Source organism: Leifsonia sp. Y878 (genome assembly GCF_057669685.1).
Map to the genome: position 1 here is coordinate 641,575 of NZ_JBYHFS010000002.1, position 25,006 is coordinate 666,580.

Annotated in this window: 15 protein-coding genes; 13 read left to right on the forward strand and 2 right to left on the reverse strand. The window is 64.1% G+C overall.

Annotation, left to right across the window (positions count from 1 at the left end; all coding sequences use genetic code 11):
- The first annotated feature begins 52 nt into the window (after positions 1–52).
- The 4 genes from AC25Y4_RS09195 (at position 53) to AC25Y4_RS09210 (ending at position 6,216) form a co-directional block, all read left to right on the forward strand.
- Positions 53–1,015 (forward strand): aldo/keto reductase, encoded by a 963-nt coding sequence (locus AC25Y4_RS09195; RefSeq protein WP_488120084.1) that lies wholly within the window; start codon positions 53–55, stop codon positions 1,013–1,015.
- A 116-nt stretch (positions 1,016–1,131) separates the two neighbouring features.
- On the forward strand, positions 1,132–2,865 hold the full coding sequence (locus AC25Y4_RS09200) for an ABC transporter ATP-binding protein (protein ID WP_488120085.1): 1,734 nt from the start codon (positions 1,132–1,134) through the stop codon (positions 2,863–2,865).
- The gene (locus AC25Y4_RS09205; protein WP_488120086.1) at positions 2,862–4,841 is read left to right on the forward strand and encodes an ABC transporter ATP-binding protein; all 1,980 of its coding nucleotides are present in this window, start codon (positions 2,862–2,864) and stop codon (positions 4,839–4,841) included. The genes AC25Y4_RS09200 and AC25Y4_RS09205 overlap by 4 nt, the downstream gene beginning before the upstream one ends.
- A 124-nt stretch (positions 4,842–4,965) precedes the next feature.
- A complete protein-coding gene (locus tag AC25Y4_RS09210; protein WP_488120087.1) occupies positions 4,966–6,216 on the forward strand; it encodes a DUF4192 family protein in 1,251 nt (416 codons plus the stop codon).
- Between the two features lie 103 nt (positions 6,217–6,319).
- Here the strand turns inward: AC25Y4_RS09210 and AC25Y4_RS09215 are convergent, their stop codons facing one another.
- Together AC25Y4_RS09215 and AC25Y4_RS09220 are read right to left on the reverse strand one after the other, a co-directional pair.
- Positions 6,320–7,738, reverse strand: a complete 1,419-nt coding sequence (locus AC25Y4_RS09215; RefSeq protein WP_488120088.1) for an aspartate aminotransferase family protein — start codon at positions 7,736–7,738, stop codon at positions 6,320–6,322.
- Positions 7,739–7,740: 2 nt separating this feature from the next.
- Positions 7,741–8,220: an Lrp/AsnC family transcriptional regulator gene (locus AC25Y4_RS09220; RefSeq protein ID WP_488120089.1), complete on the reverse strand. Its 480-nt coding sequence runs from the start codon at positions 8,218–8,220 to the stop codon at positions 7,741–7,743.
- 124 nt (positions 8,221–8,344) lie between these two features.
- Between AC25Y4_RS09220 and AC25Y4_RS09225 the strand changes: the two genes are divergently transcribed.
- The 9 genes from AC25Y4_RS09225 (at position 8,345) to AC25Y4_RS09265 (ending at position 24,865) form a co-directional block, all read left to right on the forward strand.
- Positions 8,345–9,781, forward strand: a complete 1,437-nt coding sequence (locus AC25Y4_RS09225; RefSeq protein WP_488120090.1) for a gamma-aminobutyraldehyde dehydrogenase — start codon at positions 8,345–8,347, stop codon at positions 9,779–9,781.
- A 32-nt stretch (positions 9,782–9,813) separates the two neighbouring features.
- Positions 9,814–11,082 carry an FHA domain-containing protein gene (locus AC25Y4_RS09230; protein ID WP_488120091.1) on the forward strand — a complete coding sequence of 423 codons (1,269 nt, stop codon included), beginning with the start codon at positions 9,814–9,816 and terminating at the stop codon, positions 11,080–11,082.
- On the forward strand, positions 11,079–11,933 hold the full coding sequence (locus AC25Y4_RS09235; protein WP_488120092.1) for a PP2C family protein-serine/threonine phosphatase: 855 nt from the start codon (positions 11,079–11,081) through the stop codon (positions 11,931–11,933). The genes AC25Y4_RS09230 and AC25Y4_RS09235 overlap by 4 nt, the downstream gene beginning before the upstream one ends.
- Positions 11,934–12,070: 137 nt before the next feature.
- Positions 12,071–13,501 (forward strand): serine/threonine-protein kinase, encoded by a 1,431-nt coding sequence (locus AC25Y4_RS09240; protein ID WP_488120093.1) that lies wholly within the window; start codon positions 12,071–12,073, stop codon positions 13,499–13,501.
- Positions 13,498–19,425, forward strand: coding sequence for an Ig-like domain-containing protein (locus AC25Y4_RS09245; protein ID WP_488120094.1), 5,928 nt, complete (start codon positions 13,498–13,500; stop codon positions 19,423–19,425). Before AC25Y4_RS09240 ends, AC25Y4_RS09245 begins: the two co-directional genes overlap by 4 nt.
- A 79-nt stretch (positions 19,426–19,504) precedes the next feature.
- On the forward strand, positions 19,505–20,476 hold the full coding sequence (locus AC25Y4_RS09250; RefSeq protein WP_488120095.1) for an AAA family ATPase: 972 nt from the start codon (positions 19,505–19,507) through the stop codon (positions 20,474–20,476).
- Positions 20,473–21,774, forward strand: a complete 1,302-nt coding sequence (locus tag AC25Y4_RS09255; protein WP_488120096.1) for a DUF58 domain-containing protein — start codon at positions 20,473–20,475, stop codon at positions 21,772–21,774. The genes AC25Y4_RS09250 and AC25Y4_RS09255 overlap by 4 nt, the downstream gene beginning before the upstream one ends.
- Positions 21,771–24,119, forward strand: a complete 2,349-nt coding sequence (locus AC25Y4_RS09260; protein ID WP_488120097.1) for a transglutaminaseTgpA domain-containing protein — start codon at positions 21,771–21,773, stop codon at positions 24,117–24,119. Before AC25Y4_RS09255 ends, AC25Y4_RS09260 begins: the two co-directional genes overlap by 4 nt.
- Positions 24,116–24,865, forward strand: a complete 750-nt coding sequence (locus AC25Y4_RS09265) for a hypothetical protein (RefSeq protein WP_488120098.1) — start codon at positions 24,116–24,118, stop codon at positions 24,863–24,865. The genes AC25Y4_RS09260 and AC25Y4_RS09265 overlap by 4 nt, the downstream gene beginning before the upstream one ends.
- Positions 24,866–25,006 lie beyond the last annotated feature (141 nt).

Consider the following 25,006-nt stretch of genomic DNA (forward strand, 5'->3'; position numbering starts at 1 on the left):
TTGTATAGGCGTCGCGGGTGCCGCGGCACTTCCATGGACTTAGGCTGATGGGATGGCAGAGATTCAGTACAGGGCGCTCGGTGACTCCGGCCTGATCGTGTCAACCATCGGACTCGGGTGCAACAACTTCGGGCGTACAGGAACGGCATCGGAATCCCTGGAAGGCACGAGCGCTGTCATCAACGCTGCGATCGATACCGGCGTGACGTTCTTCGACACAGCCGACATCTATGGTGCCCAACGCGGCCTGAGCGAGACCCTGATGGGGAAGGCCCTGCACGGTCGCCGCGGCCAGATCGTGCTCGCCTCGAAGTTCGGCATGGACATGGGCGGGCAGAACGGACCCGACTGGGGCGCACGGGGTTCGCGCCGCTACATCCGCCTGGCTGTCGAAGCGTCGCTTCGTCGCTTGCAGACGGACTGGATCGACCTGTACCAGCTGCACCAGCCAGACCCGAACACGCCGATCGAAGAGACTCTGGCGACCCTCGACGACCTGATCACCGAGGGCAAGATCCGGTACATCGGTCACTCGAATTTGAGCGGATGGCAGATTGCTGAGGCCGAATTCACGGCCCGCATCGGTGGCCACCCCCGGTTCATTTCAGCGCAGAACGAGTACAGCCTGCTGGTTCGGGACGCAGAGGACGAAGTACTCCCGGCCGTGAATCAGTACGGCCTGGGCTTCCTGCCCTTCTTCCCGCTGTACAACGGCCTGTTCACCGGCAAGTTCAGCCGTGGCGGCGGCCCGGCAGACAGCCGCATCATGATGATCCGCAAGCACCTGCTCGACAACGCGCCGTGGGACATCATCGAGGAGTACCAGGCGTTCTGCGACGAGCGTGGCGTGAGCATGCTGGCGGCGACGCTGGCGTGGCTGCTCGCCCAGCCCGGCTTGACCAGCGTGATCGCTGGGGCCACCAAGCCGGAACAAATCATCCAGAATGCCGAAGCGGCGACGGCCTGGCAGCCGTCCGCCGACGATATCGCCTGGATTTCACGCCTGTTCGAATAGAGCGGGATCACGCTGGTGCGCGGTGTGCTGCGCAACGGTCGTCGCACGGTTGTAATCGCACAGTTGTAGTCGCACGGTTGAGGTCGCACAGAAGCGACGAACGATGGGGAGTAGCAATGCTGTGGAAGTTGTTGGTGCAGTACCTCAAGCCGCACTCGCGGTTGCTCGTTGGCGTGGTGTTCTTCCAGCTCCTGCAATCAATCGCGTCGCTGTATCTCCCCACCCTGAATGCCGACATCATCGACAACGGTGTGGCAACGGGTGACACCGGCTACATCCTCAATACCGGTGGCGTGATGCTCCTCATCACGTTCGCCCAGATCATCTGCGCCATCATCGCGGTGTATTTCGGCGCCAAGGCTGCCATGGGGCTCGGCAGAGACCTGCGCTCTTCGGTCTTCTCACGGGTGGGCGAGTTCTCGGAGCAGGAGATGGCGAAGTTCGGAGCGCCCTCCCTCATCACCCGGTCCACGAATGACGTGCAGCAGGTGCAGATGCTCGTGCTGACAAGCGCGACGCTCATGGTGACGGCGCCGATCCTCAGCATCGGCGGCATCATCATGGCGATGCGCCAGGACCTCCAGCTGTCCTGGCTGATCGCCGTGAGCGTCCCGGTGCTGCTGATAGCTGTCGGGCTGATCATCGTGCGGATGGTGCCCCTGTTCCGCAAGATGCAGAAGCGCATCGACACCGTGAACCGCGTCCTCAGGGAGCAGCTCACCGGCATCCGCGTCATCCGTGCCTTCGTACGCGAAGACGTCGAGACGAAGCGGTTCGAAAAGGCGAACGTCGACGTGACGGACACCGCGTTGCGCGCCGGGCGTCTGATAGCACTGATGTTCCCCGTCGTCATGCTGGTGCTGAACGTGTCGAGCGTCGCGGTGATCTGGTTCGGATCGTTCCGCATCGAGGACGGCTCCATGCAGGTCGGAACGCTGATCGCCTTCCTCAGCTACCTCATGCAGATTTTGATGGCGGTGATGATGGCAACGTTCATGGTCGTGATGATTCCGCGTGCGGCTGTCTGTGCTGACCGCATCGGAGAGGTGCTTGGCACCGAATCAAGCGTGCGCCCGCCGGCGAATCCCGTGAGCGAGACAACGGGAAACGGCCAGGTCGAGCTGTTGGACGTTGGCTTCGCGTATCCAGGCGCCGAACAGCCTGTGCTCAGCAACATCAGTTTCTTCGCGCAGCCGGGCAAGACGACGGCGATCATCGGCAGCACGGGGTCTGGCAAGTCGACCCTGATCAATCTGGTCCCGCGCCTGTTCGATGCCACGAGCGGATCGGTGCTGTTTGACGGTGTCGACGTGAAAGAACTGAACCCCGACCTGCTGTGGGGCCACATCGGCCTGGTGCCGCAGAAGCCGTACCTGTTCTCCGGAACCGTGCGGAGCAACCTGCACTACGGCAAGCCCGATGCGACGGAGGATGAGCTCTGGGCGGCGCTCGCGACTGCGCAGGCGAAGGACTTCGTGGAAGAGATGGAGGGTGGGCTCGATGCTCCCATCTCGCAGGGGGGAACCAACGTGTCAGGCGGGCAGCGCCAGCGACTTGCGATTGCGCGTGCGCTGGTGAAGCGGCCAAGCCTGTACGTGTTCGATGACTCGTTCTCCGCCCTCGACCTTGCAACGGATGCCAGGCTCAGGCTGGCACTCAAGCGGGATACGGGGGGAGCGACGTTGCTCATTGTCGCCCAGCGAGTGTCGACGATTCTCGACGCCGACCAGATCCTGGTGCTTGAGGACGGACGCATTGTCGGTCGAGGCACCCATTCAGAGCTGCTGGAGACGTCCAAGACGTACCAGGAGATCGTGTCATCCCAGCTTGCGGCGGAGGAGGCAGCATGAGCGAGCAGAGCGAAGAGCGCACCACGCCCGCCCGACCGCCCCGGCCGCGGGGTGGTCCAGGCGGCGGACCCATGGCGGGGATGGCGATGCCCGCAGAGAAGTCGATGAACTTCGGCCCATCGGCTAGGCGTTTGATCGGCAAGCTGCGTCCGGAGCGGCTCTGGCTGTTCCTCGTGTTCCTGCTCGCCGTGGTGAGTGTCACGTTCTCCGTGCTCGGTCCGCGCCTCCTCGGCGAGGGCACCAACCTCATCTTCGCCGGTGTCATCTCAAAGCAGCTTCCAGCCGGTGTCACACAAGACCAGGTGATCGCCCAGTTGCGCGCAACGGGCGAGAACCAACAGGCCGACATGTTGAGCGGCATGACGCTGACGCCGGGCATCGGCATCAATTTCATGGCACTGACGAACGTGCTGATGTGGGTCTTGATCCTGTACATCCTGGCATCCGTTTTCAGCTGGCTGCAGGCCTATGTGCTGAACGGGGTCGTCCAGCGCACGGTGTTCCGCCTGCGCGAAGAGGTCGAGGTGAAGATCAACGACCTGCCGCTGAAGTACTTCGACAAGATGCAGCGCGGCGAGTTGCTCAGCCGGGTCACGAACGACGTCGACAATATTTCGCAGAGCCTGCAACAGACGCTGAGCCAGGTGGTCACCTCTCTTCTGACCGTCATCGGCGTGCTGCTGATGATGTTCCTGCTGTCGCCGCTCCTCGCACTGATCGCGCTCGTCACGGTGCCGCTCACCCTCGTCGTGACGATGCTGATCGCCAAGCGCTCGCAGAAACTGTTCGTCGACCAGTGGACGAACACCGGGGAGCTGAACGCGCAGATCGAGGAGACATTCACCGGTCACGCACTCGTGAAGGTGTTCGGTCGCCAGCACGAGGTCGAGGAACGATTCGCCGCGAAGAACGAGGAGTTGTTCAAGGCCAGCTTCGGAGCCCAGTTCATCAGCGGCATGATCATGCCGGCGCTCACCTTCATCGGCAACCTGGTCTACGTCGCCATTGCCGTGGTCGGCGGCCTCCAGGTGGCATCTGGGGCGATGCAACTCGGTGACGTGCAGGCGTTCATCCAGTACTCGCGGCAGTTCACTCAGCCGCTTGCCCAGCTCGGGTCGATGGCCAACCTGTTGCAGTCCGGTGTCGCATCGGCCGAGCGCGTGTTCGAACTGCTCGATGCCGAAGAGCAGAGCCCCGATCCAGACCCGGCAGAGAGCCCCGTCGAGTCGGAGGGACGCCTCGTCTTCACGGACGTTTCCTTCAGCTATTCGCCGGACAAGCCGCTCATCGAAGACCTGAACCTGGTGGCCGAACCTGGCCAGACCGTTGCCATCGTCGGACCGACGGGCGCGGGGAAGACCACCCTGGTGAACCTGATCATGCGCTTCTACGAGCTGGATGGCGGATCCATCACGCTCGACGGCGTCAACATCGCGGCCATGACCCGCGATGACCTGCGTTCCAGAATGGGCATGGTGCTGCAGGACACGTGGCTGTTCGGCGGCACGATCAGGGACAACATTGCGTATGGGCGTCCAGACGCCTCAGACGACGACGTTTTCGCCGCTGCTCGCGCCACCTATGTCGACAGGTTCGTGCGATCACTGCCAGAGGGGTACGACACCAAGCTTGACGATGAGGCGAGCAACGTGAGCGCGGGGGAGAAGCAGCTTTTGACCATCGCTCGTGCATTCCTCGCGCAGCCAAGCGTGCTCATCCTCGACGAGGCGACGAGCTCCGTCGACACGCGCACAGAGGTGCTGGTGCAGAAGGCGATGAACGCGCTGCGCGCAGACCGGACAAGTTTCGTGATCGCGCACCGCTTGTCGACAATTCGGGATGCCGACCTGATTCTGGTGATGGAATCGGGCCACATCGTCGAGCAGGGCACACACGCAGAGCTGCTCGCCGCGGAAGGCGCGTACTTCAACCTGTACAACGCGCAGTTCGCCGCTGCGATCACGGACGAGGTATGAAACGCACGAGGTGTAAAACGGACGAGGTGTAACGGGGCTTCTCCACAGACCGGATGCGGCCGGCGTTCTGCACACATGTGCCGAGCGTCGGTCGCTTGGCACGTACTCCGCGGAGGCTTGCCCCATGCAACCGACAATCATGAAGGCGAACGAACCTCAAGACCTTTTGGCCCTGGTTCCCCAGTTGAGTGGATTCGTGCCCGTGGACAGCGTCGTGCTGATCGCGTTCTGCGGCAGGCGCACCTGCGGGATACTGCGCTTCAACCTTCCGAGCCCCGATACGCCGACGGAGGTGCACAAGCGCGTTGCGACGACCGTGGTCGGAATGCTGTGCAAGCTCGTCGGAGTCGATTCGGTGGTGCCCGTCATCTACACGAACGACAGCTTCCGGGAATCTGGCGGCATACCCCACCGGCTATTCGCGGACAGGCTGGCGTCGCGCCTCAGTTTGTCCGGATTTGGGATTCGGGATTCGCTCTGCGTGGCCGACGACGGCTGGGGCTCCTTTCTCGACCCGGCTTGCCCGAAACAGGGGCATCCGCTCAGCGACATTGAAGGCTCAGAGCTCTCTGTGTCACGGCACTCTGCGGCACGGCTCTCAGCGGCACGGCAGACCGGGTCTGCGGGATCAGCGATCGGCACGCTCCTCAGTGGCGCCGACCTTCCCGTCGTGAGTCGTGCCGATAAAGAGCGTTTTGGCAGGATGTACCGCCGGTACACCAGGGCGATATCCTCCCCGGATACCGCCATGGCCCTCATCGACACGCTCACCGACCTGCTCGATCCGATTGAGCTGGCTGAGCTGGCACTGGACTGGAACCCCGACGAGATGACCGATGAGGAATCTGCGGCGCTGTTGCTCATGCTGCAGAGCCCGGCCACTCGTGACCAGATGATGGTGCAGTTCGCCTTCGGCAGGGAGGAAGGTATGCGGGCGTTCGCCCTCAACTCGCATTACGCGGCGCTTCAGCAGATGACGGGCCTCGGCATAGACGACCTCGTGTGGGCGGAAAGAGCCAGTTCCAGGGCAGATGCCGCGGCGCATTCGGCTGCGGACGAAGGCGCGGCCGGAATACTGAACGACTTCGGGTCGGAGATGCTGCTGGGCAGGTCGCAGGTTCGCCCGGACGACGACCGCATCGAACGCGGGATCATCCTGCTGAAGCGGGTAGTGGCGTTGGCACCACGAACCGCCAGGCCAGCTCCGCTGTGCATGCTGGCGTGGTTGTCATGGGCGTTGGGCCAGAGCACCGTCGGAGGACTCTTCGTTGACAAGGCACTCACCATTGACGCCGACTATGGCATGGCAGGAGTGCTCAACAAGCTCTTCTCGTCCGGGCACGTGCCGGACTGGCTGTTCGTCGAACCGGAATGACGGGTGCCACAGGGGCCGCGACAGAAAAGGTCAGGGAATGGTGTCGGATGCACCACTCCCTGACCTGGCTTTGCCAGAGCGTCACGTGTCCTGGGCGTGTGGGCTACAGGTGGTTCACTGCCTCCGACAGCACGCCGCGCAGGATGCTTCCGATCTCTCGGATCTCTGAGGGACCGATGGTCAGCGGGGGAGCGAGCTGCACGACGGGGTCGCCACGGTCATCCGCTCTGCAGTACAACCCCGCGTCGAACAGGGCGCCGGACAGGAAGCCGCGCAGCAGTCGCTCAGACTCATCGTCGTTGAACGTTTCCTTGGACTTCTTGTCCTTGACCAGTTCGATGCCGAAGAAGTACCCGTCACCGCGCACATCGCCGACGATCGGCAGGTCGAGAAGCGTCTCGAGCTCTGCACGGAACACCGGTGAGTTCTCGCGCACGTTCTCCAGGAGTTTTTCCTCCTCGAAGATGTCGAGGTTGGCCAATGCCACTGCAGACGACACCGGATGCCCCGCGAACGTGTAACCGTGATAGAACGCGGTATCGCCGTGTTTGAACGGTTCGTAGATGCGCTCACTGACGATGGTGGCGCCGATCGGCGAGTAGCCGCTCGTCATGCCCTTTGCGCACGTGATCATGTCGGGCTGGAAGCCATACGCGGTCGAGGCGAACATCTCGCCGATGCGGCCGAAGCCGGTGATGACCTCATCGGCCACGAGCAGCACGTCGTACTTGTCGCAGATCTCGCGCACACGCTGGAAGTAGCCGGGAGGGGGCGGGAAGCAGCCGCCGGAGTTCTGCACGGGCTCCAGGAACACGGCAGCGACGGTCTCAGGGCCCTCGAACTGGATCATCTCCTCGATGCGGTTCGCGGCCCACAGGCCGAATGCGCCGAGGTCGGATCCGAGGCCGGGGCTCATCTCGTCTGCACGGTAGAAGTTCGTGTTCGGAACCCGGAAGCCGCCGGGCGTCACCGGCTCGAACATCTCCTTCATGGCGGGGATGCCGGTGATCGCCAGTGCGCCCTGTGGGGTGCCGTGATAGGCCACCGCCCGTGAGATGACCTTGTGCTTGGTCGGGCGGCCCTGCAGCTTCCAGAAATACTTCGCGAGCTTGAAGGCCGTTTCGACGGCTTCTCCGCCACCGGTGGAGAAGAACACGCGGTTGAGGTCGCCGGGGGCATACGAGGCGAGACGGTCGGCAAGCTCGATGGCGTTGGGGTGTGCGTACGACCAGATGGGGAAGAACGCGAGTTCTTCTGCCTGCTTCGCGGCGACCTCTGCCAGCCGCTTGCGACCGTGGCCGGCATTGACGACGAACAGTCCGCTCAGGCCGTCAATGTACTTCTTGCCCTTCGAGTCCCAGATATGGTGACCGCTGCCCTTGGTGATGATCGGCACGCCCTGGCCTGACTCCATGACGGACTGGCGCGCAAAATGCATCCACAGGTGATCCTTGGCCTTCTGCTGCATCGCAGCGTTCTCGGCATCGCTGTATACGGTGGGTGCTGATTCCAGAATTGACATCTTTATCGTGTTCCCCAGTTATAGAACTGCTTGTGCAGCTTGAGATAGACAAACGTCTCGGTGGAGAGGACTCCATCGAGATTGCGGATACGAGAGTTGAGGAGCGCGATCAGCTCCTCATCGTCTTCACAGACGACTTCGGCCAAAATGTCGAAGCTGCCCGCGGTGAGCACGACATAGTCGATGGCGGGGATGGCCGACAATTGCTCGGCCAGCACGCGGGTGTCACCAGAGGCACGGATTCCGATCATGGCCTGGCGGGTGAAGCCGAGCTGCATCGGATCGGTGACGGCGACGACCTGCATGACGCCGGCATCCGTCAGCTTCTGAACACGTTGCCGCACAGCGGCCTCGCTGAGACCGACAGCTTTGCCGATCTCTGCGTATGAGCGGCGGCCGTCGACCTGCAGCTGCTCGATGATTTTCTTGGAGACAGCGTCGAGCTGCAGTGGCTTGGCCGTGCTGCGTCCGGGGGCATTCATGGATCGATTGTGTCATTGAAGACAGGCCTAAACAAGCGATTCCGTGGCAAAAGCCATCGAAAACTACGGATTCCTATTGATTTCACCTCAGAGAAGCCTGCTCTCAGGCGTTAGAATCGCCTTCATGAGCGAGCTGCAACTGCGAAATTTCGTCAACGGAGACTTCGTTGAATCAACCTCCGATGCGCGTCTGGACCTGATAGATCCGGCGACGGAAGCCGGCTACGGCACCAGCCCGGTCTCCTCCGCGGCCGATATCGACGCCGCGTACCAGGCTGCGTCCACCGCGTTTGAGACCTGGGGAGAATCGACACCCGCCGAGCGCCAGCTTGCCCTCTTCCGCATCGCGGATGCCGTCGAGGCGCGTGCAGAGGAGTTCGCCGATGCCGAATCTCGCGATACCGGGAAGCCGCGTGCCTCACTCGTCGAAGACGAGATCCTGCTTTCTGTTGACCAGATCCGCTTCTTCGCCGGAGCCGCCCGGAACCTCGAAGGCAAGTCGGCCGGCGAGTACCTGACGAACCACACGTCGTTCATCCGCCGTGAACCGATCGGCGTCGTTGGCCAGGTCACCCCCTGGAACTATCCATTGAACATGGCCGTCTGGAAGTTCGCGCCCGCGCTCGCCGCCGGAAACACCACCGTTCTGAAGCCATCGGACACCACCCCGAGCGCCACGCTGCTGCTGGCAGAGGTGGCGGCTGAGTTCCTCCCAGCCGGTGTACTCAACGTGGTCATGGGTGACCGCAGCACAGGTGCAGCCATGATCGATCACCGGATCCCGCAGCTCGTCTCGATCACCGGCTCAGTGCGAGCCGGGATGGAAGTGGCCAAGGCCGCATCCGCTGATCTCAAGCGAGTACACCTTGAACTTGGCGGCAAGGCTCCCGTCATCGTGTTCGACGATGCCGACATTGAGTCGACAGTGGCCGGCATCGCGGCAGCCGGATACTTCAATGCCGGCCAGGACTGCACCGCAGCCACCCGAGTGCTCGTGCAGGACGGTATCCACGACGAGTTCGTCGCCGCCCTCGCCGCATACGCCCGTGACAACGCGAAGACCGGTGCGCCGGCCGAATCGGGAATCCTGTTCGGGCCACTCAACAATGTGAACCAGCTCGCCCAGGTGAGCGGATTCATCGACCGGCTGCCAGACCACGCCGTGATCGAGCTCGGTGGACACCGCCAGGGCGACACCGGCTACTTCCACGAGGCAACCATAGTCAGCGGGCTTGGACAGGCCGATGAGGCCGTGCGGGAGGAGATCTTCGGACCCGTCATCACCGTGCAGCGGTTCACGGACGAAGCAGAGGCGCTGCGGTTCGCCAACGATTCCCGGTACGGACTGGCATCCTCGGTCTGGACCAGCAACCACGGTCGTGCCATGCGCATGGCGAAGCGCCTCGATTTCGGATGTGTCTGGATCAACACGCACATCCCGATCGTGGCCGAAATGCCCCACGGCGGGTTCAAGCACTCCGGCTACGGCAAAGATTTGTCCATGTACGGGTTCGAGGACTACACCCGTGTCAAGCATGTGATGTCATATATCGGAGAATAGAGGGAGTCGATGTCGAGGGGAACGGTGGGCGCATGATCACGGGTCGTGTGGGCTGTTCCCTGGCGACTGGTCACGCACCCCAGTGGGTCTTCGTCGTTGGCCGGACATTCCTGGTCGCCATTCCTGCCACAACGTCCCAGGACGTAGTGGATCGGCTGACCGCGGTCGTCGCGCGAGACGCCATTGAGATAGAAACCGTCGTCGCGCTTATCCCGCTCTCCGGCGTTGATGCGGTGCAGAGCTTCATCGTCATTGTGGCGCAGGGCCAACGAGCGGTTGGCAGTGGTCGCGCGACCGGCAGCTCATCAGACGACGGGGCAGACGGCGTGTTGGTGTCCGCGGTCATTCGCGGCGCAATCGTTGCCGACGTCTACTCGGTTGGCGGGTCGCGCCGGTTCTCAGACAGTGACATCCGACCGTGGTTGTTGGCAGATTTCCAGTCGGTGACCGGCGTCGCCATCAGCGACCCGGCGGCCCCGGTGCTCCCTGCGACCAGCTTGCGAGGCGGCGTGCACGTTGACTCGGGCGTCATGCCAGGCCAGGCCCTGTACTGGTCGAATGAGATCGGTACTGCAGACCTCATCACCCCCGAACCGCTCGGGTCTTTGGGCGTTGCAGCGGAACGAGCGGATGGGCCTCGACGGTCGACAGCGGCAGCATCCGCTCAGGGAGTGGCAGCCGCGACGCCGGCGCTGACCCTGGCACCGGAATCCACACCCGCTGCGGAGTCGATCGGCACCGTGTCCGACACCGTGCTGCGCGCACCAGCCCCAACGCAGTCGGGCGACGCTGACACCGTGCTCAGCCGGCCGGTTCGCGACGCGGACACGGTGCTCAGTCGGCCGGTCCTCATCCGGCCGCCGGAGACAGCGTCGATTCCTGAGATCGTGCCGATGACGTTCCGCGTCGCTGTGGAGCGGCATGGTCGGACCGCTGGCGCGCCCTTCGAGCTGACGGCACCGTGCCTCATCGGACGCCGACCGAGCGCGCCGCGCCTGTCGAGCGGTCCGCATCCGCAGCTGGTCACCGTTGATTCTCCAACCGCCGCCGTCTCGCGGACACACATAGAAATTCGTCAGGTCGGCGACTCCGTCGTCGTCACCGACCTGGGTTCGACCAACGGCACACGTGTCATCTCATTGACCGGTACGGCCCAGCGATTGCAGCCTCGCGGCTCGCTCACTGTGCTGCCCGGCATGCGAGTGGACATCGGTGACGGTAATATCGTCCAGATCCTCCCGGTTGACGCTGCGTCATCACGCCCGCCGGCACATCCGCATTCGGAAAGGCGTCACCTGTGACCCAGATCGGTCAAGGCTCGACCAGCTTCACGGTTGCATTGCCGTCGAAGGACACTCTCACGCTCGCGTGGGCTGCACTGACAGACACCGGTCACCGGCGCGAGGTCAATGAAGACAGCGTGGTGAGCATCCCACCAATATTCGCCGTCGCGGATGGCATGGGCGGGCACTCTGCCGGCGATGTTGCCAGCGCCGCTGTCGTCGGCAGGCTTGCGGAGTTCGCAGAGCGATCAGAGGCCGACGCCGGGGCCATCAGCCGCGCACTGTCGCTCGCCGTTGACGACATGGCGCGGGGAGAAGGCGTCACCGACCTCGGCACAGGAACCACGGTGACCGGTGTCTCGCTGGTCATTGAATCCGGCACCCCGCAGTGGATCGTCTTCAACATCGGTGATTCGCGCGTCTATCAATTGGTGTCAGGCGTGCTCGAACAAGTCACCGTCGATCACTCCGTCGTGCAGGAACTCGTCGATGCCGGTCGCATCACGCGTGAGGAAGCCGACGTGCACCCGCACGGCAACGTCATCACCAGGGCGGTGGGCTTCCACGAGCCGCCGGTACCGGACTTCCGCATACTTCCCGTCATTCCCGGCATGAGGATCCTCGTCTGCTCGGATGGGCTGACGAAGGAATTGACGCCGTACGGCATCCGTCATTTCCTGCTGTCGAACCCGCAGCCCGCCGACGCGGCGGACGCACTCGTCACCGCGGCCCTGGAGAACGGCGGCAGGGACAACGTCACGGTCATCGTGCTCGACGTCGTGTCAGCTGCCGTACCGAACGTGGAGACGGTGCACTCGCAGACCTCGGAGGATACGGCTGAGTTGCCCGGTCTCGAACGCGACAACTGATAGCCATTTCAGACATCGGTGTCCTTGGCTGTCTGCGAGTGATTCCCTGCCTAGAATTGGAGAACGCTCGCTGGTGCACCCGTTACGGCGCGTGCTGAATGTTCGACCCAACACGTATCAGTAGAAAGCGGGAGGCGATGATGACACGACGGTTGCCGTCTTCGCCGCCCAACTTGGCTGGCTTCTCCTACGTGCGGGCGCTGGGTTCTGGCGGATTCGCCGACGTCTTCCTGTTCGAACAGAGCATGCCGCGGCGGCAGGTCGCCGTGAAGGTGCTGCTGGCCGAGGTCGTCAATGACCAAGTGCGCCAGCTGTTCCAGGCCGAGGCGAACCTCATGGCCCAATTGAGCTCGCACCCGGCGATCCTCACCGTGTACCAGGCCGGTGTGTCCACCGACGGGCGTCCATACCTTGTGATGGAGTACTGCTCGTCGACGCTCAGCCAGCGCTACCGCAGTGAACCGCTGCCGGTGCCAGAGGTGCTGCGCGTCGGAATCAAGGTTGCAAGTGCTGTGGAAACAGCGCACCGCTCCGGTGTCCTGCACCGCGACATCAAGCCATCCAACATCCTGATCACGGCGTACGGGCATCCGGTGCTCTCCGACTTCGGCATCGCCGCCACCGTCGGTGACGCTGAAAAGACAGATGCTCTCGGCCTGTCGATTCCGTGGTCGGCCCCCGAAGTGCTGTTCGACGAGGTCTCTGGGTCGATTGCTGCTGAGGTGTGGTCGCTGGGGGCGACACTCTATTCTCTGCTCGCCGGCCGCTCGCCCTTTGAACAGATCGGTGGCGACAACTCGTCAGCCGACCTGATGGCACGCATCGCAAAGGCGAAGCTGCCACCACTCGGTCGTGCCGACGTTCCTCCGCGTCTGGAACTGGCGCTCAGGAAGGCGATGTCTCGCCGGCCGGAGCAGCGCCAGCACAGCGCACTCGAACTGATTCGCGAGCTGCAGGGGGTCGAGGCCGAACTCGGGCTGGTGCAGACACCCCTTGAAGTGTCGATGGATGACTGGGCAGAGGCCTCGCTCGCCGACCCAGAAGACAAAACCCGGATCAGCGGCGTGCGCGCCCTTGACCCGCAGGGCTCACGGCGTCGTCGAAAGGCGGTGGGAGCATCCGCGCGATCGAGCTCAGGCACGCGTCCGTCGCAGGGCCAGGCGGAAACCAGCGGATCGGCGACCCGAATCACGACCCGCGCATCCAAAGCAGGACTGGTGTGGGGAATGGTCGCACTCGCGGCCGTCATCGTGTCGTTGGCCGGCGTTGGCGTGACCATGCTGACACGCTCGGCCGCTGAGGACATCCCGACCGTCACCTCGATCGGTGGATCTGCAGAGTCAGGTGTGGTGGTCTTCAGCTGGTCAGACCCCGGGCTCCGTGCCGGCGACGCCTACGTGGTGACCCTGGGCAGCGGCGAAAGCAGCATCCAGCGCGGAACGGAGTTCAGCGTTGACCCACGAGACAGCGATCGCGTGTGCCTCAGCGTCGCGGTCAATCGCGAGGGAAAGACGGGGCAGGCCAGCGGGCAGAAGTGCGTCGACGTCTCCGCCGAGAGCACTCCGTGATTTTCCGGTGGATTCGGGCCAATCGCGCCCAGTCAATCACGTGGGCAAGCGGATTGCTCGTCGTAGCCATGGTCGTGACCATGGCTGTCGTGTCTGGTGGGTACACCGCCCAACGGATGGATCTCGGTGACGCGGCCGTCTGGGTGAGCAACGAGTCCCGGCAGACGGTCGGGAGGGCCAACACCGCGGTTCGCCAGTTGAACACCGTGGTGCCAGCCGATAGCACGAGCCTCGATCTGGTCCAAAGCGGATCGAATGTGCTGGTCATCGACCGCACCAGCAGTTCACTTGACATCGTTGATGCTGCGACGGCGACGGTCTCGAAGTCAGTGCCGCTCCCGCCCGTCTCCCCAGCGGTGCACCTCACGCCGAACAACGCAGTCATCACCTCTGACGGCGATGTGTGGAGTATGCCCATTGCCAGCCTCGACACTTTTGACAGCGCGGCCCAACCAACGTTGTCCCTCGGCACAGGCGCCATCACCAGCGTCGATGGCGCAGGAGTGTTGTTCTCATTCACGCCGTCAACGGGCAACCTCTCGCGAGTGGACACGTCGGCGGGCGAGGCCGTCACCGAAACGGAGATCCTCGACGCCGGTGCGGTAACCGACACCTACCAGCTGACAAGCGTCGGCGGCCGCTGGGCGTTGTTGAATGAATCGACACTGCAGCTCCTGGTCAGTGACGCGAGCATCGACCTGTCAGGCACCCTGGCCGATGGCAGCACGCTGGACAGCTCCGTTGTGCTGCTGCAGGCACCCAGTCTGGCTGGGGACCGGGTGCTGGTCGCCCACAGTGGCGGCATGCTCGCCGTGCCGATTGATGGCGGAGAGCCAGAGGTGCTCGTCTCCGGCCGCAGCGGAGTGCCCGCTGCACCCATTGTGACCGACGCGTGCGCATTCGGCGCCTGGAATGACGGCGCTGCGTGGCGTTCGTGCGCAGGTGACACGGCGTCTGGCGGGGTGCAGGACGACCCGGCATCCGCTCCCAGCGAGGGCACACTGTCCACTCTCGCTTCGCTGGCCGGTGACGCCAGGTTGGAGTTCCAGCAGAACGGCACAGGGGTACTGCTGAACGACGCTCGCAATGGTGCGGCCTGGGCTGTGCAGGCCGACAACCAGCTCATCGACAACTGGGACGAGTTGATCGAGACGCTGACGGACCAGGACGAGGTCGAGACCAACAGCGAGGACACACCGCCAGAGGTGGAGAAGCTGCAGGTGCCTCCTGTCGCCGTTGACGACGAATTTGGTGCCAGGCCGGGCAGGGCGAGCATGCTGCCCGTGCTGCTGAACGATTATGACCCCAACGGCGACGCCTTGGTGATCACAGAGGTCACCGGTTTCCCGAGTGAGGCCGGCAGGGTTGAGCTTGTGTCCAATGGGCAACAAGTGCAGGTGACGCTGGCGGCGGGGGCAACCGGACAGCTGCAGTTCGGCTACACCATCAACGATGGTCGGGGCGGTTCGGCAAGCGCCAGCATCACGCTGACCGTGCGGGGCGAGGACGAGAACTCGCCGCCCATGCAAGCGCGCACCACAACGGCAACGGTCGAGGCTGGTGGGCGGGTGTTGACCAGAGTCCTCACCGATTGGGTCGACCCAGACGGCGATTCGTTCTACCTCGCCGGCGTGAACGTGGTCAGCCCCAATCAGGCCAGCTTCACCCCGCAGGGAAACGTGGTCTACACGGATGCCGGTTCGGGCGGCGACCTCGCCCTGGTCGGCTTGACGGTGTCTGACGGCCGTCTGAATGGAACCGGAAACCTCGCTGTCACGGTCAAACGCCTGGGAACTGTGCCCATCATCGCCGAGACGTTCGTGGTCGCCACCACTGTGGACACCGAAGTCTCAGTTGCCCCCCTCGAGCACGTCAAGGGCGGGTCAGGCGCCCTCCGTCTCAGCAGCGTTCCGTCGAAACCCGACGCCACGATCACCGCAGACTTCGACGGTGGCACGTTCAGGTTCTCCAGTTCACGAGCCGGCACCCAGTACATCGACTACGCGGTGACCGATGGCACGTCAACGGCCAACGGGCAGGTGCGCATCGACGTGACGACGCCGGATGACGAGAATGTGAAACCGGTGACGGTGCCGCACACGGCGTTCGTGCGTTCGCAGCGCTCAGCGCTTGTCTCCGTGCTCGACGGCGACTTCGATCCCGCAGGCGGCGTGCTGCTCGTCACCGGCACGAGCAATGTTCCGGTGGAAAGCGGCATCCGTGTGGAGATCCTGGAGCAGCGCACCCTGCGGGTCACGCTGACCCGGCCGCTTGAGGGCGCCGTGTCGTTCAATTACACCGTCAGCAACGGATTGAGCGAAGCGACCGGAACCGTGACCGTGCTCGAGATACCAGAGCCGGTGCGTGCCCAGCCACCCGTTGCCATGCCTGACACGATCGCGGTGCGCGTTGGCCAGGCCATCGACATTCCGGTACTGGCCAACGACGAGCACCCAGACGGTGACACCCTCACCCTGCACAGCACGCTCCCGACACCGCTGCCCGCAGATTCCGGGCTGCTGTTCACCTCTGGCAGCGTGCTTCGCTACCTCGCCCCGAACACGCCGGGAAACTTCACCGCCGTCTACCAGGTCGATGCACCAGACGGACAGTTCGCCACCGCTGAAGTGACCATCTCCGTGCGGGAGGCGGATCCGGCATCCAACCATCCTCCTGTCCCCAAAACGATCACCGCCAGGGTGCTGGCCGGTGAAAGCGTCACCATCCCGATCCCGTTGAGCGGCATCGATCCGGACGGTGACTCCGTTCAACTGCTCGGCCAGGAGACGAGCCCGCAAAAGGGCGCGGTGACGGCTGTGGGAACGGCGTCCATCGAGTACCTCTCCGGTGACTACTCCGCAGGCACAGATACCTTCACGTACACGGTGATCGACGCGCTGGGTGCTCGGGCAACCGGCACGATCAGGGTCGGTATCGGCCAACGGCTTGACGGCGCCCGCAACCCGATCGCCGTTGAAGACGAAGTCTTCGTGCGACCGGGAAGCACGATCCTGGTTCGGGTACTCGACAACGATTCAGATCCAGACGGCGAAGCACTGTCGATCACCAGCGTGATCCCGACCGGCAGCCTCGGTACCGCAACGGTGCAGGACGACTATGTCGTCGTGACCGCTCCTCCGCAGGAGGGCAGGATCGGCTTCATCTACGAGATCCAGAATGAGCGTGGCGGAACCAGTTCCAACTTCGTCACGGCTGTCGTCACGGCTGATGCTCCTTTGTCTCGGCCAGATGCCAGGGATACGGTCCTGGTGCTCTCCGACATCCTCGACCGCACCACGATCACGGTCGACGTGCTGCGGAATGTGTTCTTCGCCGATGGCTCAGAGCGCGACCTCTCACTCACCCTCCTGCCGGGATTCGCCGACAACGCTCGGGTGACGGCCGGAAAGAAGGTCGAGGTGACGATTACGGATGAGGCGCAGATCATTCCGTTCGCCGTCGCCCATCCAGAGGATCCAGCGGTCGTTGCCAACGCGTTCATCTGGGTGCCTGGGTTCAACGACGCACTGCCTCAGCTGCGTCGCGGTGCACCGAAGCTCACCGTGCAGAGCGAATCGGCGCTCACGATTGATATCAATGATTACGTCGTCGCGGCGGGAGGCAAGAACGTCACGCTGGCCGACACCAGCACGGTGAGCGCGACTCACTCAAACGGTGCGGATCTCGTCGCAAACTCCACGACCCTCACGTTCACCAGCGAAGACAGGTTCTTCGGACCGGCGTCGATCGCGTTCGAGGTGACGGATGGCGACACGTCCGCCATCGGCGGCCCACGCACCGCGACGATCGTGTTGCCCATCACGGTCACGCCGCGCAAGAACCAGCCCCCAGCGTTCAGCGGCGCCGTCATCGACTTCGAGCCTGACCAGTCCAAGGTCATCGATCTCGTGAAGCTCACCACCTACCGCTATCCAGACGAATTGGGAAAGCTCGCATACACGGTCCTCGACCCTCAGCCCAGCGGATTCACCTGGTCACTCGATGGCCAGAAGCTCACGGTGCGGGCCAATGCGGACACCCAGAAGGGCGCGACCGGAACGCTGCTGATCGGCGTCACGGATACCGTCAACGACGGGAGCACCGGCCGAATCGAGATGCGGGTCGTCGCATCCACTCGGCCTGTCGCCGTGCCAGCGGCTGACTCGGCGATCGTGCAGCGCGGCCAGACGACCACGATCGATGTACTGGGCAACGACAGCGCGACCAACCCGTTCCCTGGGGTGCCGCTTCGGGTCGTGGCAGTGCGGGGGAGCGACAGCTCGTCGTTGCCGGAGGGTATCTCTGTCACCCCGAGTGCAGACAAAGCGACGTTGACGGTTCGCGTGTCGTCGACGGCGGTCGCGGCGGACGCGACCCTGCAATACCAGGTGGCTGATGCCACCAACGACCCGGCTCGATTTGCCTGGGGCACGGTGCGTATTTCAGTGCAGGACAAACCAGACCCCGTCACGAGTCTCGCTGTGACGGGATACGGCGATCGCTCGCTGACGGTGTCGTTCAACCCAGGCGGGTTCAACAACTCACCCATCTCGGCGTACGAGATCTCCCAGCTTGATGCCGGATCGGGTGGGGTGCTCAGCACGACGTCGTGCGTGGCGACAACCTGCACCCTGCAGACCGCCGGCAACGGACAAGCGAACGGTGTACGAATCTCGGTCGCCGCTCGGAACACTATTGGGCTCTCCACGCCCACAGCGACCAGCGGTGCCGTGTGGTCCGACGTCGTCCCTGCGGCGCCGACGAGGCTCTCGTCAGCCCCGCTCGACTCGGCGCTGACTCTCAGCTGGGCAGCCGTCGGCGTTCCCTCAGGAGCAACCGCTGTCAGCAGCTACGTGATCACCGTCAACGGCGTGCAACAGAGTGAGGTCAGCGCTGGAGGCCCCGCGTGTGTGGCCGGTCGGTGCTCGACGACCGTCGGTCCACTGACCAACGGGGCGGTAGCCACCTACTCTGTCAGCGCCAGGAACGGCGCATACCCGGCGTTGACTGCCTGGACCAGCTCAAGCGGCAGCGGCACACCGTATGGTGCACCGGTAGCCGGGACCGTCTCGGCGAGTGGCTCTGCGACGGATGCCACGGTGACGGTCGCGTGGGGCCCGTTCGACGGCAACGGCAACGCCGTGGGCGGCTACGTCGTGCAGCGGGTCAACGGCGGCGGCATCCCCACAGGAGCGCAGGCCTGTACCGTCTCGAGCCCAGCACCAGGAAGCGCCTCCCTTCCTACCGTGGGCGGCGCCGTGCTTGAGCAGATCGTTGTCGGGCCAGGAGCGACGTCGGCCACGTTCAGTGGATTGACGGCATCCGGTGCTGAATACCACTTCGTGGTGTGGGGCTACAACAAGGCCGGCTGTGTGGCTGCGGGCTCTGGTGCCGTGACGATCCGACCTGCTGTCGGTACTGTCACGGCGACGGGCACGATGGACACGCGTGGCGACGGGCGCGATTACCATGTGACGGGCCTCACCCCCTCCAGTGCTGCGGCACTGGTGCGCTACGAGATTCGCTCACCGGGGTCTGGCGACGCCCTGCCGTTCTCCGGGACGGGCTGGCCGCGGGAGATTCTCTCGCAGCCCTTCGGAGCGCCGGTGCAGTTCGAGGTGCGCGGATGCAGCGTGTGGGGCGAGTGCGGCGGATGGTCTGCGACGATCACGGCGCCAGAGCCCTCGATCACATTCGCGATGAGCGGGCTTACGTACGACGAGCTCTCCGGTGTCTTCTCCTGGGCGTCGGTGCCGGTGAACGGTGCGCTGACCGCGACAATCACCTGTGTGGTGCGCGACTCGACTGTGACGGTGACGGCCGACCCCCTCGCAACCACCTGTGTGCTGCCGGCCCCTGCGCCGGCAGGGACGGTGCGGCTCATCGTCACGGTGAACAACGTCGCATACCCTTACGACCTGTAGCTGATTCACAATGACGACCAACGCGCCGATATGGGCCAGTGCCGAAACTGGCAATGAAAGAATCGAGAGAGACCAACCGATGACGATGACCCCGCAGCAGGCCACTCACTTCGCTGACGTTTTCGAACGGATGGTGCGCGGTGTCGAACAGGTCCTACTTGGCAAGGAACACGTCATCCGCCTCGCTTTCACCGCGCTGCTCAGCGAGGGACACCTGCTCCTCGAAGACGTCCCTGGCACCGGCAAGACGTCGCTGGCCAGGGCGATGGCCCAGAGTGTGCATTGCAGCAACAGTCGCATCCAGTTCACACCAGACCTGTTGCCGGGAGACATCACGGGCGTCAGCATCTACGACCAGCGGAGCGGTGCGTTCGAGTATCACCGTGGGCCGGTGTTCGCGAACATCGTGCTGGCCGACGAGATCAACCGGGCAAGCCCGAAGACCCAGGCTGCCCTGCTCGAAGTGATGGAGGAAGGCCAGGTGACCGCCGACGGGGTGACCCACCAGGTCACGTTGCCATTCATGGTGATCGCAACGCAGAACCCCATCGAACAGGCGGGAACCTACCGGCTGCCCGAAGCGCAACTCGACCGCTTCATCATGAAGGCATCGATCGGCTATCCAGACCACGCGTCAACGATTCGCATTCTGGAAGGGGCTGGCAACCGCGCCCACGAGCAACTCGTCCAGCCCGTTGTCACCGCAGATTCGGTCGTCGAGATGGCCGCGCTGGCCAGGAGTGTCTTCGTGGATCCCAGCATCAACGACTACGTTGCCCGGTTGGTCGATGCAACACGCTCAGCCACAGAGGTGCGGCTGGGGGCCAGCGTTCGTGGTGCGCTCGCGCTGATCAGGGCGGCCAAGACACTCGCAGCCGCCAACGGCAGGCACTACGTGATTCCCGATGACGTGAAGGCGCTCGCACTTCCGGTGCTCGCGCACCGGCTGTTGCTCGACCCCGAAGCAGAGTTCGACGGCGTCACGGCGCCGAGTGTGATCGCCCAGATCCTTATCGAGACGCCGCCGCCCAGCGATAGGCAGCCCGTGTGAGTGTGACCACAGCTTCGCGCACCGAAGGGGCACTCGCAGACGCCATCGTCTGGTGCGTGCGCAGTTGGCGCGCCGTCGTGGCGGCTGCCAGGGCGGCCGCCGCGGCAGTCGCCGCTGTCGTGACCGCACTCGGATGGGGCGTCATGTGCGCCGTCGCGGCGAGTTTCATCCTCGGCTACCAGCTGGGGTGGAGCGAGCTCATCACTATCGGGTGGGCAGGCCTGGTGCTCATCTGCGCCACACTGCTGTACCTGATCGGCCGGAATGCGTACGAGATTCGCCTTGAGCTGCCGACGACGAAGGTCGTCGTCGGCGAACGGGTACCCGGTCAGGTTCTGGTGCGCAATCCCACCAAACGACGCCTCCCCGGCGTCGACGTCGAGGTGCAGATTGGCGCGGACATGGCCGTGTTCCAGATGCCTGCCCTGCGCCATGGCGCCCAATTCGACGACGTCTTCGTGGTACCGACCAAGCGAAGGGGAGTCATCCCCATCGGGCCCGTCCACACGGTACGCGGAGACCCCATCGGACTGTTCAGGGCAGAACGGGCCTGGGCAGAAGAGATCGACCTCTACGTGCATCCCCGTACGATCTCGATTCCGAGCATGAGCACCGGATTCGTCCGCGACCTCGAAGGCATCCCGACGAGGGATATGACCAACAGCGACGTGTCATTCCACGCGTTGCGCGAGTACGTGCCCGGTGACGATCGACGCAACATCCACTGGAAGAGCTCTGCCAAGACAGGCACCTTCATGGTGCGGCAGTTCGAAGAGACCAGGCGGAGCCACCTCATGGTGGTGCTCAGCCTGGCCGAACCTGATTTTGCGACAGACGACGAGTTCGAGATGGCCGTCAGCGTCGCGGGCTCCCTGGGCGTGCGTGCCGTGCGGGACGCCCGCAACGTGTCGGTTGTCGTCAGTGAGCTCACCCCCGAATTCGCCAAGCGCACGGTGTACTCGATGCGCTCGCTCAGCACGATCTCGCGGGTGCGGCTGCTCGACGACCTCAGCACCATTGAGTTGGCTCCATCCGCGCTTCCCCTGACCGAGCTGGCCAGGGTCGCTGCCGACAACGTCGCCGGCATCTCGGTCGCCTTCCTGATCTGCGGTTCGTCGTGCACGCCGGCCCAATTGCGGAGAGCTGCGACCCGATATCCTGCCGGCGTCGCGGTCGTCGCCGTCGTGTGTGACCCGGATGTCGTGCCGACGGTTCGCAAGATGGGTGATCTCACCGTCATCACGATCGGCTACCTCGAAGACCTCCAGAAGATCCTGGCCAGGGCGGCAGCCGAATGAGCGGCCGATCTGCGGGCAGGCGTGCTGCCCCAGCCGCAACCCGGAACTGGGGATTCATCCTTGGCAACGTCATAGCGCTGGCGGTGACGAGTGCTGTGGCGTCCACCACGCTGTGGCCCATTTACCACAGCAGCGCATTTGTGGTGATGGTGGGAGTGACCATCGTGCTCGGGGCATCCGTCGCCGTTCTCGGCGCTGTGTTCCGTTGGCCATCGTGGGCTGTTGCGCTGGCCACCCTTGTCGTTTTCCTGCTGGCTGGAGTGCCGCTGGCCGTTCCAGGACAGAGCATCGGCGGGATCCTGCCGACGGCAGACGGGGTGCGGGAGCTGCTCGTTGCCACCGCGCTCGGGTGGAAGCAACTCGTCACCATCGTCCTGCCCGTTGGCGACTATCAGGCGTTGTTGGTGCCCGCGTTCATCATGGTGCTGCTGACAAGCGTGGTTGGCCTCACCACGGCGCTCAGGGCACGGCATCCGGATTTCGCCGTGCTGGCGCCGCTCGCACTATTCGTCGGCGGCATCGCGCTTGGACCGACAGTCCCTGACGCTCCCATCGAAATCGGCGTTGCCGTTTTCGTCAGCGTGCTGTCGTGGCTGCTGTGGTTGCGTTGGCACCGCAGGCGCAAGAGCGCACCCTCGGTCTCGCCGCCTGCGTCCCGCACCTCTGAGTCGGCGCTCGATCGCCGGCTGAATGCTGCGCGTGGGTTGGCCAGCGCCGCGATCATCGTTGCCGTGGCCATCGCCGTCGGCACCGCTGCTGCGATCGCGGCCCCGGCGTCAGTTCCCCGGGACGTGGTCAGGGCGCGGGTACAGCAACCGTTCGATCCCCGTGACTACACCAGTCCGCTGACCGAGTTCCGCAACTACCTGCAGCCAGACCTGGCCGACACTGACATGCTGCGGGTAACCGGACTCCCTGAGTCGGCGTGGATCAGGCTTGCTGCGCTCGACACCTACGACGGCATCGTCTACTCGGTGGGTGACAGCGATACGGACAGTGCTTCGGGCTCATTCACTCGGCTGCCGTTCCGGCTCGACCAGAGCGGCGTGGCCGGCGAGCAGGCCACGCTCACGGTGCACGTTGACGGCTACTCCGGTGTGTGGGTGCCGGGCGCAGGGGCACTGGAACGCATCAACTTTTCGGGGAGCACGGCATCCGCTCTGGCTGACGCGTTCTTTTACAACGACAACAGCAGGACAGGGGCGGTGCTCGGCGGGTTGCACGAGGGGGATGAGTACCGCGCAACGTCTGTGGTGCCGGCCGCCCCGGACACCCTCGAGACGCTCTCGCCAGGCACAGCGGTGCTGCCGCCGATCGGTGTCGTTCCCGACCAGGTCACCCAGACGCTGGCGCGGTGGGTGCAGGAGAACCGTTCCCCAGGCGAACAGCTGGCGGACATGGTGGACGCGCTGCGAACGGAGGGGTACGTCAGCCACGGAATCGACCCCGAAGAGCCGTTCAGCCGATCGGGCCATGGTGCGGACCGGATCACCCAACTGTTGACCGATCGCCCCATGGTGGGGGATGCCGAGCAGTATGCGGTGACCGCTGCGCTGATGGCGCGGACCATCGGATTCCCGGCGAGGGTTGTCATGGGGTTCGTTCCGCAAGCGAGCAGCACGGATGCCGTTGGAACCACGACCGTGACCGGATCAGACATCTCGGCCTGGATCGAGGTGCAGAGTTCTGACGGGAGCTGGGTCAGCATCGACCCGAATCCGGTCGTACGCGACATCCCGGACAAGCAGCCTGACCTGCCGACCGAAGTCTCCCGGCCGCAATCGGTGGTTCCGCCGCCCGTTGAGGAGCCGAACCAGCAGAACAACGCCACTCAACCGGAGAGCAGCGAACAGGACCCGGCTCCAGCCACCGATCAATTCCTCGCGGTCTTGTTCACCGTGCTTCGGATCCTGGGCTGGGTCGTGCTCGGAATTGCACTGCTGCTTTCACCCTTCGTCGCCATCGTCGTCGGGAAGACCCGGCGGCGGAAACTGCGTCAACGCACCGGGTCACCCGAGGAGCGCATCGCCGGCGGCTGGCGTGAATTCGCCGACCAGGCTGTCGATTCCGGTGTCGACGTTCCAGCGTCTGCCACACGGATCGAGTTCGCGGAGCGGGTCGGTGGAATGCGTCCGCTGGGGCTGGCCTCGTTCGTCGACCGTGCTGTCTTTGCCCCAGACGAACCCACCGTGGCCGATGCCGACCACGTGTGGACCAGCGTCGACGAACTCGGTAACGCGCTGACCGCGCGCCTCAGCCGCCGGCAGCGCATCCGCGCGCTCGTCTCCCTGCGCTCATTTGGCCGATACGCTGGACACGCGGGCACAGGAAGGCAACGATCGTGAACTGTCAGATTTGCGGAGCGGAACTCCCAGAGGGAGCGATGTTCTGCGGCGAGTGCGGAAGCTCGACAACAGCGACCGTAGCGACCAGGAAACGACAGGATCCGCGTCCCGCCGACACCACGATCATCCAGCCGCTGCCCCGTACACCGACGGTGATCTCCGTTCCGGTCGCTGGGCACGATGGTGGCGGTCCTGGCGGGGCAGATCGTGTGAACCCCGGCGTGCAGGTAGGAGCTGGTTCTGATTCGGAGTCGACCAGAGCATCGACAGTGGGGCTTGAGCCAGGCTCAGCGTCAGCGTCAGCGTCACGCTCAGCGTCAGGCTCAGCGTCAGGACCAGTGGCGACTGCGCAGACGACCGAGTCACCGTCGGGACCGGTGTCGAATGAGCGTGGGGCAGAGCCCCGGTTCACACGGCCCACGGTGCGTTTCGTGCTGCAATTCAGCACGGGGGAGACCGTCGTCGTGCATGGCTCAGGCTTGATCGGACGCCGTCCGCTGCCGCAGCCCTCTGAGTATTACGACCACTTGATCCAGATTGCGGATGTCGGGATGTCAGTCTCGAAGACCCACCTCGAGTTCGGGCAGCATGACGGCGAATTCTGGATCAGTGACCGTTTCTCCGGAAACGGGACAGCCATCCGTCGTCCGGATGAAGCTGCGCTCCGCTGCGAGGCCGGCAGGCGCTATCTCGTCCCTCGCGGTTCACGTGTCGAGCTGGCCGACCAGTTCTTCATGGTCATCTGACCCACTCACCCTTCGCAGCACACGCACCCACCAAAAGCCGCCCATTTTTGCTGGTAGGGCAGGCATCGGCACTAGCAAAAACGGGCAACTCACAGACGCGAGACGAGCATTCCGTACGTGACGGATGCTCCTCCCCACGTC

What these genes read in the sequence shown, in the direction of transcription:
- AC25Y4_RS09195 (WP_488120084.1), top strand. Translation starts at nt 53, where the DNA reads ATGGCAGAGATTCAGTACAGGGCGCTCGGTGACTCCGGCCTGATCGTG.
- AC25Y4_RS09200 (WP_488120085.1), top strand. Translation starts at nt 1,132, where the DNA reads ATGCTGTGGAAGTTGTTGGTGCAGTACCTCAAGCCGCACTCGCGGTTG.
- AC25Y4_RS09205 (WP_488120086.1), top strand. Translation starts at nt 2,862, where the DNA reads ATGAGCGAGCAGAGCGAAGAGCGCACCACGCCCGCCCGACCGCCCCGG.
- AC25Y4_RS09210 (WP_488120087.1), top strand. Translation starts at nt 4,966, where the DNA reads ATGCAACCGACAATCATGAAGGCGAACGAACCTCAAGACCTTTTGGCC.
- AC25Y4_RS09215 (WP_488120088.1), bottom strand. Translation starts at nt 7,738, where the DNA reads ATGTCAATTCTGGAATCAGCACCCACCGTATACAGCGATGCCGAGAAC.
- AC25Y4_RS09220 (WP_488120089.1), bottom strand. Translation starts at nt 8,220, where the DNA reads ATGAATGCCCCCGGACGCAGCACGGCCAAGCCACTGCAGCTCGACGCT.
- AC25Y4_RS09225 (WP_488120090.1), top strand. Translation starts at nt 8,345, where the DNA reads ATGAGCGAGCTGCAACTGCGAAATTTCGTCAACGGAGACTTCGTTGAA.
- AC25Y4_RS09230 (WP_488120091.1), top strand. Translation starts at nt 9,814, where the DNA reads ATGATCACGGGTCGTGTGGGCTGTTCCCTGGCGACTGGTCACGCACCC.
- AC25Y4_RS09240 (WP_488120093.1), top strand. Translation starts at nt 12,071, where the DNA reads ATGATGACACGACGGTTGCCGTCTTCGCCGCCCAACTTGGCTGGCTTC.
- AC25Y4_RS09250 (WP_488120095.1), top strand. Translation starts at nt 19,505, where the DNA reads ATGACGATGACCCCGCAGCAGGCCACTCACTTCGCTGACGTTTTCGAA.
- AC25Y4_RS09260 (WP_488120097.1), top strand. Translation starts at nt 21,771, where the DNA reads ATGAGCGGCCGATCTGCGGGCAGGCGTGCTGCCCCAGCCGCAACCCGG.